This is a genomic window from Gemmatimonadota bacterium, from assembly GCA_026705765.1.
Classification (GTDB): Bacteria; Latescibacterota; UBA2968; order UBA2968; family UBA2968; genus VXRD01.
Window position 1 is genome coordinate 1 of sequence record JAPPAB010000008.1, and the last position, 16,996, is coordinate 16,996.

The window sequence follows — 16,996 nt, forward strand, 5'->3', positions numbered from 1 at the left end:
TCCTTTTGCACTGAAAACCCAGAGTTTTGGATATGAATCGATTGACAGTGAATCGCATACTTCATGGATTGTGCGCTGATAATTCTTTATGATTAATGTCATGGTATCTTTCAATGCATCAACCCGCCTGGTACTATCGGGATGCCTTTCTTTATAAAATTTCTCCGCATATTCGAGATTAAAATGGAAGGCAGATATATCAAGGCTGTGTGTACCGAGCCAATTTGCCAACTTAGCGCGAAATATGGATAGTTTGGTCTCCATCGTATCCCCAGGCCAATGTCTTGCACCATTGACAAGTCTATCATCCGGAACAACATCTTGACCTAATCCAACCATCAGTTTGAGATTGAGGGTATCTCTAACATAGCTCATGAGAGATGGTGATTCGGCACTCGATAACCGGATCACCTCAAATCCAGTTTGCGATGCGGTGCGATTTTTCGCCCACTGATCTCCGCGAAAAAAGATTCGATCACCCGGACCGATCTGCGTCACCGCTTCCACAGAAGAAATAGCATTTATTCCAAGAACCACACTGACCATAAGTAATCCACACAAAAGATGAAAAATCCCAAAAACAGGTTTCGGTCTGTTACAACGCATTCTATTCTCCTTTTATGTTTAATGATTGTTCTTCCAATACCTTTTTTACGGCTGCGAGACTTTTGGTCCTTCTCGCAATATTCGCACGCCTACGTCTGGAACGCGTGCATTATAGTGAAAAATCTGAATCGTGCTAATTATGTCTGCCGGGGACGTCGTATCATAACTGCCGCCTATTCTATAAGTCCATATACCCACTAAATAAGCACCGTGGTGATCCTGTACCCACTCCCACACATTGCCATACATATCATAAAATCCCCAGGGATTGGGCAATTTAGTACCCACGATTTGCGCGCTATCCACATTCTTGCCCCACCAGGCATAGTCACTCAGAGAATCAGAGCTACTTCCAAAAAACCAGGTGGTTGTTGTGCCTCCCCGACAGGCATATATCCATTCTGTGAAGGTTGGTAAGCGGTAGATGCCGTCATCTTGAAGGTCCGTCAACTTCTTCGCGAAATCTTGTGCATCAAACCAAGAAATATTGTAGGCAGGATAAACTGGTTCCGTGAAGCCCTGCCCCTCTCTCTGGGGCCAGGGTGAGGTGTGCATCACTTGCTCCCACTGTTGCTGCGTGAGTTCATATTTCCCAAGGTAATAGCCTTTACCAAGTGTGTCCGCCGGTTCAACCCATATAAAAGCCATCCTTACCCCACCTGGCAGGTCAATGATCAGGTCACTGGTCCTGGGTTTGGGGATGGGTTCTGGCTCTGGTTCTGTTATCGGTTCTGGTCCTGTACCTTTATCACCACAACTCAGAATGAAAAACGCAAGCAGAATGCACCAAAAGCACCTCATCGCAACCTCCGCTATTTAGCGACTTGTCACACCGGTTTTCAATCCATTGACCAAACCGCGAAAGTCTGTCACCAACCAACTGTCTCCTACACGCAACATTCGCAACGTGAGGGAACCCGGAGGCTGGTTTTGGTAAGGACGACTCAACCGCGTGGCAGTACCCACAATGTCGTATTTCCACTGCGCTGTAACCGTGGCTGTTTGACCGTGATACTGGATGCTTTCAGGTTCAATCACGATACGCACATCCGGGGGTAAATCCACAAACATACTCAGAAAGGTCTTGCGAATCTCTCGACGCTCCGCCTCAGTATAATCTTGCTCGGCGGTTGTGGTCACCGCGTGCCCTTCACTGAAGAATATGGAGCGGCGATCAATGCGCTGGGTGATGGTCCTGGTCGTGTCAGATTCATTCACGACAACGGATGAAGTATCCTCTGAAGTTATGCCACCGGGAATATTACCGGGACCGGGAGGCGTCGCTGAACTGTCAGTGACTGAACCCACAGGCCCTGGCACTTGTGTCGTCACTGTGCGGTAGCTATCTTCGTCAATGGGTCCCGTCAATGCCCCCAACTCGAAATTTCTGAATTGTTTGACAAATATCTTTGCCGTATGCCAGATGAGTCCTTCGTCGTAAATCTGTTGGGGTGACTTCTCGCTATTGGGAAATTGTTCTGCGATCTGGGCAATTGCCTTTGCGCGAAAAGATTGTTGTGCATCGGCGGCATGACTCAGCACAATAAATCCCAGAATGGGCATCGTCCACTGTTTTAAAAAACGGTTCATCTATAATCTCCTTGTTAGGGTTGTCCGTGTCAAAAAGTATTTATCCTGTCTCCGCAAAGTATAGACAGGCCAGCCGTATCTATCATTCACCGCTCAAAGTCAGCTTGTGTCACGTTTCCGTTGTCATGTTATCCTCCTTTCATGCAAAAAACGAATGTCTTTACGATCTTCCCCTTTTTATAGTGCAAAATGCGTGCCAGAAAACGTTTTCAAATAAAAAAAAGCACTTGAAGACACTCAAGTGCTTGAAAAACAAAGAGATAAAATTTAAGAATTATTTGTGCTACACCTGCGGGATCCTGGCGCAAGTGCATCCGCCAGGATGCACTTATAACCGCTTATTTAAGTAAAATATAAATAAATATTTGATTTATATGAAGATAAGAAAGGTGCATCCGCCAGGATGCACTGCATACAGATGGATGCACCTATTCAATGTGTATCCTGGTGTACAGATCTTACCAGTGCCGTTTTTTCGCTGTCTCCCCCCTAAAACCATCTCTTGTAATAAAACGGACTATTCTCATCTTCATTCAACTGCTTGACCACCTCATAAAACCACAAATCCAGCGGCATCTCGTGCGCGTCCAATCGCGGAAAAGGATTAAAATCATCGGTCGCCAGCGTCTTGCCAATAACATCTATCATCCCCAACCCCAACTCAGGCACATCCACCCGCCGAATACCCGCTCTCTCCATCAATTTATCGTACACATAAGACATCGTCGTACCGCCCGGAATAAACGGCAACGCGCGCGTCCGCATCACCGGGAAAAACACATTCACCACCTTGCGACCTGTGCCATAAGCCGCAGAAGTCGCCGCTTGAATCGCATCCTTGGGCAAATACAAACTCGTCGAATACGCGCCATTGCGCCCGTATTCCACCGCTTCTGGATCGCGGCTCGGCTTGTCCAAACTACCGCGCCAATCGCAAAAAGCCGTCACAGCCACGGAAATACCCGAATCCATCAGCACATCTGTAAACTGCACAGCCATATCGCCCATCACAAATTTGGTCGCCTCAACAGCGCGCTCAGACAACGGCGTCAACTGCCACTGGAACAAACCCTCTCCATCGACATCCTTCACAAATGCCGGAGGATAACCCGGCAAAATCCCCGAACTCGCTGCTGCCGTAGAATTGACATAAATCACATCCTTTGCATCGGCTGCATTGAGCGCATCTACGATCTTATCCAGCGCCCTTCCCTCCAAAGCGTACCCATCATTAATCCAGTGAAAACGGTCGCCAAAACCTGCCGCATCTGCGCGCATCTGCATCTCTTCACCCGTCGCATATCCCAGCGACCTCGACAAATCGCGCGCTACCACCGTCAGACTGCCGCTCTCGGCAACCAAATCCAGCAAAGCCGCTGCCACCGAACAGCCAATACCCAACCCCGTCCCTCCAACAATCACAAAATGTCGTCCCCTTGCCCAATCGAGCGCGTACCTATCCACAGCAACCCGCTGTGCCGACTGCCGCTGATCCAGCAACTTAACCGCCTCTGCCGGAAACGCCTCAACCTCTTCCCTACTCGGTCGCGAAACCGCCGGTGCGCCTTCCACAATACGCACACCTGGCATCGGATTGGCAAATGGACTTGGAAAATCACTCATATTATTTCTCCTATTAACGGGGGCGGGTTTAAAACCCGCCCCTACCTCTCACCGATTATCCCACTCAATTGTAAAACCCGTACACTCTTCAAATTCTGTTGCGCGTGAACCTGCATCTTCTGGCACCATCGCCACTGGCACCACCACGCGATTCTCATTCAGATAAATTTTCGCCGCACCGCGCACCACGCACGCTTCTGGCGTAATTGCGCGCGCTTCCCGGGCAATCTCATCTTGATTGGCAGACGGACGCACCCGAATCTCCCACCCAATCCTCTCTCCCACCGCGTTCAGCAACCCGCGATAGCGATTGCCCACCTGAGAGGAAATAAAAGCCGCTTCAATATACGAACCGCTCTTCAGACCCATTTTTGACGGCGCGTGGGGTTGATCCCCAAACGCCTTTCGGATCTCGCTATATGCTTTATTGATCTCCCAGGCATCCTCTCCCTTCTTCGGAATTGCGACTTCTGTCTTTACCCCCCCTGGCCAATCCAGTATCAAATCAAAACCCGTCTTTGCCTTAAAACCCGCCGCCGCATCACCGCTCACCCGCTCCCAATCATCCACCCCCCCCACATCAACAGCCAACACCACCGCCTTTTGATCCAGATGTAGCGCAGGCGCTTTCAAAACCCTTACATCCGCGGGCACTGCCTCTCGCGCCTCTTCAAAAAGCCGACCCTGATGCGGCGTCTCCCGCAACCTGAGCGACCAGCCCGTCTCATCCTCCAACCTGAGAAGCATCTCACCATACTGCTCTCGAACCACATCGGGAAAATAAAAAGCCAATTCATACACACTCTCATCTATGTATGCGCTACACTTAAACAATCCCGCACCGGGCGGAAAAGCCGACATAATATACGCACGGGCCTCATTCATCTCCATCGGCCCGGCGGCTTCTGACACCTCTTTTGTATAAAACAAAAACGCCCGCCGATAATCCGGCTCAAAAAACGCCCGCGAAGCCGACAACAACAACCGAAAAGCCTCCACCTCTGACGGCGTCGTCATCTCCGTACCGAACCACATCTCCGCCAATTCCTGTGCGCGAAACGGCCCCTTCGCGCCCGTTTCCCGTACATAATTGTGCACCTCGGAAAGCGTATCATCGCTCAGCGGCCTTCCGCCTGCAATACCCGCCCGTGAAACGCGCCGACCATAGCCGCGTTGTCGCATCGCCCCCATCGCCGCCACGGAATACACACCGCCATTTTCCGGCAACTGCACGCCTTCTGGCAAATAAACATCCACCATCGAAGACAATGCGCCGCGCGCCTCTGCATCGCCGTGTACCAAAAAGCAGGTACGCGGTTTCAACCTCTGAACCAACCCCGTCAACTCGCCCCCATCTGCATGCGCCGAAAGCGAATAAGGCTCCACCTGACACGATACGCGCACGCGCTGACCATTCAACATCAACACGCGCTCCTCGGGATCCCTCGCCTGCATCAGATCCAACAGCGCACGCCCGGGAGACTCCTCATCCTGATACCCCGTAATAGCAATCAAATTCGACGCATCGCCAGCCAAATGCTCGGCATAAAAACTCGACGCACCCCCAACCAACATCCCCGAAGACGCCACAATACAACACGGCGGCCCCGACAAAACACGGCGGCGATCAGCCGGTGACGACACCGCCCCCACAGTATCCGAATAAAAAATATCCTCATCGCGCTGTGCCCTGCGCCGCACCTGTGGCGCGAGATCATCGCCAAACGCAGAATACACCGCATTGACCGACCGCACCATCCCATCGACAAACACGGGAAACTCCGGAATCTGCTTGCGCCGCATCGCCCGCGCCAGAATCAGAATAACCTCCTGGGCACGCCCCACGGCAAAAGCGGGAACCAGCACCTTACCGCCCGCTTCAACCACCTCCGCCACGCGCAATGCAAGCGCGGCCTCTTGCTGGGTGCGATCCGCGTGCTGGCGATTGCCATACGTCGATTCCATCACCATCACATCGGGTCGGCACTGCGGCACAACCATCCCCGGAATAGTCAGTTGATTGGCAACCGACACATCGCCCGTCATCAACACACTTTCTCGCACACCCTCAATATAGACCAACGCCGCACCCAAAATATGCCCGGCGGGAATCCAGGTCGCGGTCAACGCACCATCGCAAATCGGCACCGTCGCAAGCCACGGCACATCCACCATGCGCCCCAATGCCGCATCGGCTGCCTCGGGCGGATAAAGCGGCAACTCGCCATCCCGGTCTTGTGCCATCAGTTTCACAGCATCTGACAACAACACCCGTGTAATCGCCTGTGTAGCAGGCGTAGAATACACCTTCACATCCGCCGGCAAACTATTCACCAACACCGGCAACGCACCCGTATGATCGGTATGCGCGTGTGTAATCAGCACCTCATCGGGCATACCTACATCGTCCAGCACAGAAAAATTGGGCAACTGCGATCCCTGTGCAGCCCCCATTCGAATACCCGCATCCACCAGAATGCGTCGCCCTTCGATCTCAATCAATGTACAGGAAGCACCGACCTCGTCGGCACCGCCCAAAAAGTGGAGTTTCATAAATAGTTGTCCCAAAAACCAAAATACGCTATTTTCCCCCTGAGACTGTCCATACCCAACACATTGCGGAAATCAACATCCTTCACCTATGATCCCACGTACCTATCTTTTAATCCTATTAGCCATCCTGCTCTTCGGCTGCACTGAACGCCAGGTCCGCATCCACTTTGAACAGGCCGAAAAATATCGCCACGAAGGCAAAATCGACCTCGCAATCGAAGAATACAAAGCCATCCTCGCCCTGAGTCCCGATGCAATTGACGCCCTCAACAACCTCGGTTATCTCTACGTTGGAAAAGGCCAGTATGCCAATGCCATTGCACAATATCAAAAAGCCATCGCCGTCAAACCCGACTTTGCCGAAGCCCACTTCAACCTCGGCGTCGCCTATGTCGCGCATAGCCAACTCGACAGCGCCATAACCGCGTACCAGCGCGCCATCCAATACGACCCCGACAACCACGAAATCCACAACAACATGGGCGCTGCCCACACCATGGCTGGCAATCACCGGGAAGCCGAAGCGAGCTACCAGCAGGCACTCAAACTCAAACCCGACTACGCCGACGTGTACCACAACCTCGGACTACTTTACACTTATGCAGGCAGATACCGGGATGCCATCCCACAATACGAAAAAGCCATCCGATACAAACCCAATTTTGCCGACGCGTACAATAACATGGGCAGTGCGCACCTCGAATTGGGCCAATATGAAGACGCCATCCAGCACTTTCAAACCGCTGTCCGTCTCCAACCCAATCACGCACTCGCCCAGGAAAACCTTCGAGAAACCAAAACGCGCATGGACGCGCTCCAAAGAGCACGCGAAGCCGGAGAAATGCGCGCCCAACACATCCTCGTCAAAACCGAAGCCGACGCCCAGCTTGTCCTCGAACAACTCAACTCAGGCGCAAAATTTGAAGCGCTCGCACAACTCTATTCCACCGACACGGCATCCGGGCGACAGGGCGGCGACCTCGGCGCATTCCTCCCCGGCACACTCCTGCCCAAATTCGAACAAGCCGTAAAAAAAATCGACCCCGGCAAGGTCGGCGGACCCGTCAAAACCCCAGCCGGATATCACATCATCAAACGCATCTACTAAACCCTAATCACCCAGCAAAAACTGCGCCTGCTTGCTCACGCTGGGCGTATTCGGTCTGTTTAAATCCGTCACCACCACCTCAATCTCCAACTGCTCTTTGCTATTCTCGGGCACATCCAGCGCAATATAAAGCGGCTCCGATGTCGCGGTACCCGTATGCTCATAAGAAATCTGCACCCCATCGGCCCGCGGAGTCTGGCTCAACAGTCGTCCCAATCCCCGAATCAGGCCCGTACCCTGTACCCCCTTAAGTCTGTACTCCACGCGGTACCGGGTTTGCCCAAACGCATCCTGGCTCAAATTGTAAACCTCGTAATAGAGATAAACCGGTTGCCCCTTCGCAAAAGTCTTAGACGGCAGGGGCACCACCTGCAAATCCCCCTTTTGGAACTTCCCCACCTGCTCTCCCACCTCGACAATCTGCCCCGCCAGTTCCAGATCGCTCAGCGCCAACGCTTCACCGCGGAAAGATGAGACCGCGACATAAGTCTTATGCACCTGAACTCTTCGGCTTATTGGATCGCGCACCTGGGTTCCCAATAAATACTGCCCCGGAGACAGCGCCGCACGCACCTGATCCACCATCAGCGTCCCCTTCTCCACCTCCCTACTTATCGCCTCAGCCACCCGCACGCTATCTCGAAAAACCGGCCTCAACGAACGATCATAGACCACCACGTCTCGATCCAGCATCACCTGTGAATTTCCCGACGGCGTCAAAGCAGCCATCGGCACCCCCATATACGCCTCCATAGCTGTCTCTCGCTCCGATGCCCGGAAATTTGCCGTGTACATATAAAGATCCAGAGGATCGCCCCCGTAATCGTGCACATAAATCGAAGGCGTTTGAGACACAACCTGTGCCACAACCGTCTCGGGCGCCATCCGCGACCACAGCGCGTGATTGGGCGAATTGGGCGGAACAGGCGCGAAATCGAAAAACCCACTACCCGTCGGATCCAGAAACGTAATCTCGATCCCCCCGCCGATCTCGGCATAAATCCACGACTCCCACTTATACCCCAATTCAGACCCATCGAGCATCACACTGCGCCTGCGCGGTATCGGGAAAGTCGGCACACCCCGCAACTCAGACGTCTCAGACTCCACCCCAAAACCATAAGACGACCGCGACTGTCCGTGTACATGCTTGCTCGGCGACACTTCTTCCAGCGCATTTGCAGCCATCATATTCAGGCGATTCTTCACCTTTGCGACTTTCTCATCCGTCTCAAACACCAGATAATCCGACCAGCTCTGATGATCCGGGTGCCCCAGCCGAATATACACATCGCCCCGCCGGTCCCACCCCCGCCCGTGCCACTCTTCCAGGCCCTCGGCAAAATTCGAGCGCGCGAAATGCACCCGCCGATAATGCTCGACGCGTCGCTCGTTCACCTGTGTCGTCGGCGTGGGATCCCGCTCCAACCAGAAAACCTCTCGAAGCTGTGTTAGCGACCGCCCAAAAGCGCCCTGAATTTTGGAAAGCACCTCGGCAGACGCCACCAGAGACAAATCCTGGTAATACTCCCGCTCTGTCGGATCCAAAAACTGAAAAAAGCGCTCAAAAGCCGCCTGCGCCTGGACAAAATCCCCCTGCTCAACATACATCTCTGCCAAAAGCGGCAAATACTCCTTCGGCTTTGTCTGTGCCATCTCCTCCAACTCACCCAGACTATAAGTTTTCTCCCCCGCGCTCTTCAGCCGCATCGCCACAAACGCCAGACGCGCAGGCGTAATGGGATGACCGGGATTTACCGCTATCTGCCGCGAATACGCTTTCATCGCCTTGTCGTAATAGTGCAGCGACTCGTAAAAAACGCCCAGCTTAAAATACGCGTCATAATGACCCGGAAAAAGCGCCACCACATTGCCAAAATAGTGATCCAGATCCACCCGATCCATCCCCACCATCGCCAGATGGCACATCCCCAGATTATAGTATGCCGCCGTATATGCCTTGTCCATCGCGCAGGTCTCGCGGAACAACCTCAGTGCCCGCGACTTCTGCCCCGGCATCTTCAACGCCGCCAGCGCCCTTCCATTGCGCGCCTCCACAAATTTCCTCTGCTTCTTAATCGCCCTTAAGAACAACGCCTCCGCTTCTTTTACCTCATCCTGCTCCAGACGAAGATAGCCCAGCGCGCACATCGCAACCACATCATTCGGGTGTAAAATCAGCATCCGGTCGCAAATACGGGCAGCCTCCGCCACCAGCTTTTCATCCGGTGTTTGCGCCCGCGTGATATACTTATTCGGAATCAGTCCCCCCCGCTCAAAATACGCATCCGACACCGTTACATGGCGACGACCAAAGTGATAACCGTAATAATACTTCAACATCAGCGGATTGCGCCCCTGCCAGAACCGCGCCAAAAACAAACCCTTCGCCTTCCGATCCAGCGCCTTGTAAAAAGCCGCTGTATCCGCACTGGCAACCTCGCCCAAAATCAAACCCGCCACCTGATCTTCAAACTCGCCAAAACTCGCCAGCAATTCCGCCCCGGCAAACTCCTGATCCGTCTCCAGTTCCCCCGCTTTATCCTCTCGCTCTAAAATTTTGATATGTACCCGCTTCACTCGAAGTTCACCGATCAAAGACTTGATCACTACCTCATCCTCTGACTCTGACACAATCTCGCCCTTCAACACCGTACCATCCTCCAGCAACACCGTTGCGCCATAAGCAGGCGCAACTGCCAAAAAGAGAAGTGTAATTAAAAAAGCCTTCATATTGGTACCCTTTTCCTGAGAATAACCCCACGAAGGCAAATACAATACCCCTTCCCCGCACACCTGTCAAGCCATGAAAAAACGGCGGAAGGACATAGCGTCCCTCCGCCGTTGTGATCGTGGGCGAACCACCCCGATCAACGACTTAGAAGGTAACAGCAGCGCTGAGGATATGCACCGAAGAAAAGAAAGCACTATCAAACTGCTTGAATGCATAATCCACCTTCACGCCCTGCCCACCTTCGGTCTTAAACTGCAACCCACCACCTGCAGAGATACCCTCTGTATCGTGGTTGGTCTTATACCCACCACGCAGCGTAAAGCCAACCGAGGACCCCGCTGCGCGATACGTATATTCGGCACCGACGTGAATACGCTCATCAAAATCGATGGGATTGTTCACATCCAGAGCCAGATCCAGATGGTGTGGCACAGGCGTATTGCCCATCATCGAAATCACATCGATGAGCAAACCCAGGCGGATATTCCTCGGCAGCTCAAACTGCTCCCGCTGATAAACCACCTCTGTGCTAAAATTCTGCACACTCATCGCCATCACCGTATTCCGGAACCCCGTATTGAAATACGTGCCCAGGTCAAAGGCGAAGGCATTCTTGGAATTATCCACCGTCTGCCTGGAAGCTCCCAAAAAGATATTTCCGGTACCCAGGTTCTGATGGGCCATCCTGAGAGTCGCTCCTGCGGAAAAACGGTCGGTAATTTTAAGACCATAAGCCGCAGAAATGGCATAATTGCTGGTAGTAATCTCGCCCTCGTCTTTGAATCCGGCGCCAGCGGGGTTTGGATCAATGGATGTAGCATTGACAGTACCCGCATCGAAAGTCACAACCGAAAGACCGAACGTCCCTCTGCCCGGCATATTCACTGCAACGCCAGCCACCATACTCTTCGTATCGACGAGCCAATCCACATACGTGACATGCGCCTCTTTACCTTCCATAAAAGCCAGCGCACCCGGATTAAAAAGAATCGCCGAACCACTGCCGATCAACCCCACACCAGCACCACCCAGAGCAGCGGTGCGTGCATCGGTGGGAATAGACAGGAAAGCAAAACCAGCCTGTCCGGTCTTGATAAACGTCGGCGCGGCTTCTTCAAAGCCCGGAACAACGGGATCCAGTTCCCGAGCGCGACCTTCAAAGTTGTCGGTCACGCCGGTCGCAACACTTCCCTGGGCAAACATATCGCTCGGCATCAGCCCCGCGCACAATAGCGCAATCAGAATATATTTTTTCACGATCATCCTCCTTGATTAGCGAACCACAATGAATTTCTCGATATGAGTGCCCGGAACCTGGGGGTCCCTGCTCTCAATATGGGCAAAGTAGATACCCGACACCAGGAACTGGTTATTGTCGTTGATCATCAGATCCCACGACAGATCGCCAGAACCCGCGGTGTGCTCAAACTCCTGAATCAGATCGCCGGTTATCGAGAAAATACGGATGATCGCGCTTGCAGGCAGATTTACGAATAGTAGTTTATTGGCCTGACCCGTAAAATTGAATCCACCTTGCTCTAAATCGCCGCCCTGAATCTGGAAAGGATTAGGCACAATCCGCACACTCGTAATATCCCGCCCAGGTGCGCGGAATGGACTCACGCCATCCCCCAGGGTGCGGGTGGCAAAAAAGCTGCTCTCCAGACCATTGGCATCAACGGCTGTAACCGCGTAATAATACCGCGTACCGCGAATCACAGTATCGTCATTGTAGGATGTGCCATTGACCGTGAAAACATCTCGCAGACTGGGTGGTTTTGTCTCAAAACCCGCCATGCGATAAACCCGGTATGAAGCCGCACCCGGAACAGCAGCCCAGGAAAGTTCGTTTTGATCCGGACCAGATGTTATTTCTATCCGTGAGGGCCAATCTGGCGTGGGCGGCAAAACGGGCTGCAAACCAACCACCGAGTTTACCTCGCGGTTGTTCCACGCCTTGTGCGCCACATCTACCGCCGCCTTCAGGGAATCCAATCCACTGTTGAGAAAAGCTTCTTTCTCATCAAAAGAAATAGAGCCTTCCGACCACATTCTGCCCACCCGTTTGTTCTCTTCGATGGATGGACCCGTAACAATCCAGGCAGACACAATGTGAATACTCTCACCGGGATTCAGTTCGGGCCAGGGACCAAATGTCACCATCCATTCCCAGTATCCTTGCTGAGACTCAACGGACGTCGCTACATTTCTAACGCGCTCGGCCCGCGTCGTATTCGACAGCGTGTAAAAATCGTGTACAGCCCCCATATCCGCACTATCTGTGGTAATCCAACTGGCGTCTGGCACCCAGCGGGCAACGCGCGGTTGCCGATTCTCGATATCAGGCTCATTCATACTGTCCAGCCAGTTGTCGGAAAGCGTATTGGGATCGCTCACCGGCGTCTTATCCACATGCAAAAACACCCGACCTTTGTATTCAGGCTCGAGAAACTCACCCGCATCGACCAGTGCCTCGCGGATCTCGTCCAACTTCGCGACACCCGCCGCAGGTGCCGGTTCGCCGCGATCATCGCCATCGGGCCGGGTACCTGTGCGGTCTGAGGCATTCCCATCGTAGGAATACATCAGCTTGAGTTCATCATCCCAGTTGTTCACCTCGTCGAGAATCCCGTGCTCAATCCCCGCGTCAAACGGACGCGAATCATTCCCAAAAGTCGGCGTGATGTGAGAACCGCCAGAGGGACCGCGATTGGCCGCCTGCATAAACCAGTGGAAACCGAGATGGAAATTCTGCAGCACCGGATTCTTGTCGCGGGTTTCCGGACTCAAGTCTGTACCGCGCTCACCGGTGCGCACATCGGGCACCCGGGGATTTTCGGGATACGTAAAGGTCTCAATCTGAAAAATAATATCCTGGGCTTCTGTATTCGCCCATCGCCACGTCTGGGTCCTCTGGTGGATACCGCCAGTGTGGACGCGCTGACCTTCTTGATACACGTCTGAACCCAGTCCGGGAATCACGCCCTCAAACGCGTCGGCAGGTAATCCATCAAAGCGGGTATCAAAAACTGTCCATGCCTCCCGCTTGATCTCTGATCCATCCTGAATCAGCAGAGGTGGCGCAATGCGAAATGCCTTGGGAGATCCTTTGCCCACCGCATTGAAGAAAGAACTCGAAATATCGGCAAGGTCATCCGTACCGTCGTTGACATACTTGGGAATGCTGGTATTGGCGAGTTCTGGAAAATGCGCAGAGTAGCTGGGCATATTGAAATTATCCATAATAATCGCCGACCTCAGCCCCCAGTTTCGAGCGACCAGGTAGTTGATATCCGGGTTGGTGCGCCCCTCGTTCAGGCCGCCGGGCCAGTGCGTGCCCCAGTTCCGTCCTGGATTTTGTGCGAAAGCACTTCCCGAAGAGACCAGCAATCCCAGAACTATCAGAAGGGGTACATATCGTCTCATCATAACAGATTATCTCCTGAAAAACAGATTGCAAACCTCCCCGGTTCCCCCCTCGTGCGGAAGGAACCGGAAGAGGTCTCAAAATTAGAAGGACCAGCGCACGCCGAGGTGGATATCTCGCGGATTGATATAGAACAAATACGACCGCTGCGACATCACACTCTCATCCAGTTCTTTGCCCGGCTTGTCGCCTTCTTGCAGATTCCCGCTCGCATCCACGGTCCAGCCCAATGCCTCCATATACCTCTTAAAGTTATTGCCCGAACTGTCGCCGAGATGGGATCGCGTATCCCATATCCGGGACGTAGAAGTCGTGGTAACATTCTTGAAGTTGAGCGGGTTGCGAATCTCCAGATAAACCGTTGGCGCCATCTTTACGTCAAACATCTTGGCAAAGCGCAAATCCAGAAGTCTGGTTGACTGCCACTGTGCGTTATCCACAGAGCGCAGTGCCACGTCGTTGGACGGGTTGTAGTTGAACCACGACCCCGCCTGATGGCGGTAATAAAGGTTGGCTTCCCAGCCGCCTTTCAACATGTGCTGCTCGCCTCCGTAATCCAGCGGCGTGCGGAAATTCAGGCCAAACTTCAAAATCGGTCGCGCCTTAAAGCGAGGATTCGCACCAGCGGGGCTGCTCTCGATCAAGCGGAAGGGCGCGGTCGATACGGTCTGTACGTCGTAGATGCGCTCCCAGCGCACGATGCGCTTGCGCTCGGCGCGGAACTCATAGGACAAAAAGCCCGTCACAAACTGCCCGCGCGCCTTGCGCACAGACAATTCGAAACCGCGAATATCCTTCACATTCCCATTCATGTGGAAGCGCGTACTGCGACCCGTGGTATTCTGGATATACACTCTTCCCCGTTCCGTGTCTTTCTCGATGTCTTTGAAGAACACCGTGCCGTTGAACAGATACTGATTGGCGAAATTCCGCTCATAGCCCAGTTCATAAGCTATTGTCACGGGCATATCCAGCCACGGATTGCCGAACTGCTCCAAAGGCTCACCCAGACCGCTCTGCGTCTGATACAAATCCACAGAGGTCGGAATCTGTGCAAAGTGACCGTAGTTGAAGAACAGCTTGCTCTCTGCAGTAATCGGATGTGATATACCAACTCGAGGACTCAGCTTCCACTTTGTGGGCGGGCGCACGGCCTCTGCTTTGGAATACAGCAGCACGGCATTGGAGCCCATCCACTCGGCGTGTACCTCGTTGGGAATGTCGAAGTACTTGTCCGGACGGTGGAAGTCCAGGCGCAGACCCGCATTCACCACAATCTGACGATACTCCATGCGATCCTGCAAGAACACGCCGCCGTAAAGCGGTGTGCGGACCCAGTAATTGTGAAAGTCAGCCGTATCCGTCACTTCCATATTGGCGGGATCGTCGATATTGCCCGGACGGAAATTGACGTCTTCCAGGCTCGGATCCTGTACAGAAGATGCAAAACCGCGGACCTCGCGCAGGAAAAAGTGATGCACCTGCACACCGGCTTTGATCTGATGATTCGGCGTTACTTGAGACGTAATATCAAAAGTGTAATCGTCTTCCCAGGTATAAGACCAGTCGCCCGAACGCGCCGGGTTGCCGTCGCCACCGCGCATGCGATAAGCACCCAAAAGGTCAAAGGTTCCAGGCTTATACGTAAAGCCCTTGGGACCTTCGTCCAGGATCACGGCACCGGCGGCCTGAGCCGCCTGATAGCTGCTCTCGGTAACTTCCTCAACGCGGCCATCTGGATATACCGCTGCTGCGGGCACACCGCGCTTCTGCAAGGGTTGCCACGAAGCCTCAAAGTCGGCCTTACCCACGCGCACAGACAAATTGTAGAACGTCCTGGGAGACAGCGTGTGCGTCCACGTCAACGTACCATACCGGCGGTTGATCGTTTCGATATTGCTGCCCGAACCCATCGCAAAAATATTCCGCGTGCGCAAATTGCTCACTTCAAAAGCAGGCGTGCGGGCAAATGTGCCCAAAAAGTTCCCGTACTTCGCGCCCTGAGACCAGCCCTTCAGGAAGCCCAAAGACAGCTTGGTCGTTGCTGTGGGCGTAAAGATCGCCTTGGCCTGCCAGGTATCATCGCGATAATTGGGAACGGCCATCGTCCACGTATAAGCCGACTTTTCCCGGCGCGTGGAAAGCAAGAACGACACCTTGTCCTGTACGAGCGGACCGCCAACAGTCACATCGTAGGTATAATCCGCATCGCGGTCTGTGGCGTCGAAATTCTGCTGATACGGATAATCCTCATCCTGTGCAAAAGGACCTATGCCACTGGCTTCGGTCGCGATTCCGCCGACCTTCCGATGCTGGAAGTCCCAGATACCCTTGGCTTGCTGAGGCGTCGAAATCACATCTTCGAAGGGACCGGCTTTCCATTCGCCAGCAGGTCCGCCCCTGTCTGCAAATATCTGATTCCAGCCAGCGAAATCCGGATTGCCGTCGCCATCTCTATCGGCAGTCGCCGACATGCTCTGGAACCGCCCCACATCCCACCAGTTATCGGTGCTGTACATGGTGGGACCAAAATACTTATTCGCTGCGGGACTCCACCGCAGGTCGCCAGCCGTCGTCCAGGCGCGAGGCTCGCGGTTGACCACGTTGATCACACCGCTGCGCACATCGCCGTACTCGGCATTGAACCCGCCCTTCAGAATCTGAACCTCCTGAAGTGCTGTCTTGGAAAAGGACGAATAAGCACGGTTGTCCCGACTGTCTTTCATACTCACGCCGTCAACCATATAAACGATCTCGGTCTCGTTGCCACCGCGGATATTCAAACCCCAGCTATCCGTATCCACACCCACCTGCGTGGCAAACGCATCGCGCAACCGGGGTCCCACTGGCGGGGACTCGATCTCTTTGGCAGACATAATCACCTGCGTATAAGACACATCCATCTCAACCGGTGGACGCTCTGCCGTCACCGTAATCTCTGCCAACTCTGCCGTTGTCTCGCCAAGCGAGAAATCCAACGGCGTGGTGCGGTCAATTGAAACCGCCACATCGCGCTGCGTCACAGCGCGATAACCCACCAGAGACGCGGTAACTTCGTACACGCCCGGGTTGACGCGAATGATAAAGTATTCACCATTGACATCTGCCGTGGCACCCATTCTGGTACCCACAATCACCACATTGGCTCCCGGCAGAGGTTCGCCAGTGCCGGAATCGGTAATGCGACCCGAAATTTTACCCGTGGTGGTCTGCGCATCGGCCTGATACGTCAGCCCAAACCCCAGCGCAATGGCAAGCAAGGTTATAAACCCGGCTCTTAAACGATACATAAACTCCTCCTTTGTTTTTCTTCCCCCGGCTATGGGAAAGACAAGGGAAAAGCCACCCTGGCTCA

Annotated in this window: 10 protein-coding genes; 1 reads left to right on the forward strand and 9 read right to left on the reverse strand. The window is 53.5% G+C overall.

What is annotated here, in order from left to right; genetic code table 11:
* The 5 genes from OXH16_01110 to OXH16_01130 all read right to left on the reverse strand — a co-directional run.
* On the reverse strand, nt 1–606 hold a 606-nt coding region (locus tag OXH16_01110; GenBank protein MCY3679965.1), incomplete at its 3' end, for a hypothetical protein.
* 45 nt (nt 607–651) lie between these two features.
* Nucleotides 652–1,407: a formylglycine-generating enzyme family protein gene (locus OXH16_01115; protein ID MCY3679966.1), complete on the reverse strand. Its 756-nt coding sequence runs from the start codon at nt 1,405–1,407 to the stop codon at nt 652–654.
* A 15-nt stretch (nt 1,408–1,422) separates the two neighbouring features.
* Nucleotides 1,423–2,196: a hypothetical protein gene (locus OXH16_01120; protein MCY3679967.1), complete on the reverse strand. Its 774-nt coding sequence runs from the start codon at nt 2,194–2,196 to the stop codon at nt 1,423–1,425.
* A gap of 489 nt (nt 2,197–2,685) precedes the next feature.
* Nucleotides 2,686–3,819: a hypothetical protein gene (locus OXH16_01125; GenBank protein MCY3679968.1), complete on the reverse strand. Its 1,134-nt coding sequence runs from the start codon at nt 3,817–3,819 to the stop codon at nt 2,686–2,688.
* A gap of 48 nt (nt 3,820–3,867) precedes the next feature.
* Entirely contained in the window at nt 3,868–6,372 is a 2,505-nt protein-coding gene (locus tag OXH16_01130) for an MBL fold metallo-hydrolase (GenBank protein ID MCY3679969.1), read from the reverse strand.
* 88 nt (nt 6,373–6,460) lie between these two features.
* Here OXH16_01130 and OXH16_01135 point away from each other — a divergent pair, with 88 nt between their 5' ends.
* Nucleotides 6,461–7,480, forward strand: coding sequence for a tetratricopeptide repeat protein (locus tag OXH16_01135; GenBank protein ID MCY3679970.1), 1,020 nt, complete (start codon nt 6,461–6,463; stop codon nt 7,478–7,480).
* 3 nt (nt 7,481–7,483) lie between these two features.
* On the opposite strand, the gene OXH16_01140 is transcribed toward OXH16_01135, so the two are convergent.
* The 4 genes from OXH16_01140 to OXH16_01155 all read right to left on the reverse strand — a co-directional run bounded on the left by OXH16_01140 (nt 7,484) and on the right by OXH16_01155 (nt 16,931).
* Nucleotides 7,484–10,213: a GWxTD domain-containing protein gene (locus tag OXH16_01140; GenBank protein MCY3679971.1), complete on the reverse strand. Its 2,730-nt coding sequence runs from the start codon at nt 10,211–10,213 to the stop codon at nt 7,484–7,486.
* Between the two features lie 145 nt (nt 10,214–10,358).
* Complete coding sequence (locus tag OXH16_01145) at nt 10,359–11,471, reverse strand: PorV/PorQ family protein (GenBank protein ID MCY3679972.1); 1,113 nt, start codon at nt 11,469–11,471, stop codon at nt 10,359–10,361.
* 15 nt (nt 11,472–11,486) lie between these two features.
* A complete protein-coding gene (locus OXH16_01150; GenBank protein MCY3679973.1) occupies nt 11,487–13,643 on the reverse strand; it encodes a hypothetical protein in 2,157 nt (718 codons plus the stop codon).
* Between the two features lie 81 nt (nt 13,644–13,724).
* On the reverse strand, nt 13,725–16,931 hold the full coding sequence (locus OXH16_01155; protein MCY3679974.1) for a TonB-dependent receptor: 3,207 nt from the start codon (nt 16,929–16,931) through the stop codon (nt 13,725–13,727).
* Nucleotides 16,932–16,996: the final 65 nt, after the last annotated feature.

Excerpts from the sequence above, each read along its gene's own strand:
- OXH16_01115 (MCY3679966.1), bottom strand. The coding sequence starts at position 1,407 with ATGAGGTGCTTTTGGTGCATTCTGCTTGCGTTTTTCATTCTGAGTTGT.
- OXH16_01155 (MCY3679974.1), bottom strand. The coding sequence starts at position 16,931 with ATGTATCGTTTAAGAGCCGGGTTTATAACCTTGCTTGCCATTGCGCTG.
- OXH16_01120 (MCY3679967.1), bottom strand. The coding sequence starts at position 2,196 with ATGAACCGTTTTTTAAAACAGTGGACGATGCCCATTCTGGGATTTATT.
- OXH16_01150 (MCY3679973.1), bottom strand. The coding sequence starts at position 13,643 with ATGATGAGACGATATGTACCCCTTCTGATAGTTCTGGGATTGCTGGTC.
- OXH16_01135 (MCY3679970.1), top strand. The coding sequence starts at position 6,461 with ATGATCCCACGTACCTATCTTTTAATCCTATTAGCCATCCTGCTCTTC.
- OXH16_01130 (MCY3679969.1), bottom strand. The coding sequence starts at position 6,372 with ATGAAACTCCACTTTTTGGGCGGTGCCGACGAGGTCGGTGCTTCCTGT.
- OXH16_01140 (MCY3679971.1), bottom strand. The coding sequence starts at position 10,213 with ATGAAGGCTTTTTTAATTACACTTCTCTTTTTGGCAGTTGCGCCTGCT.
- OXH16_01125 (MCY3679968.1), bottom strand. The coding sequence starts at position 3,819 with ATGAGTGATTTTCCAAGTCCATTTGCCAATCCGATGCCAGGTGTGCGT.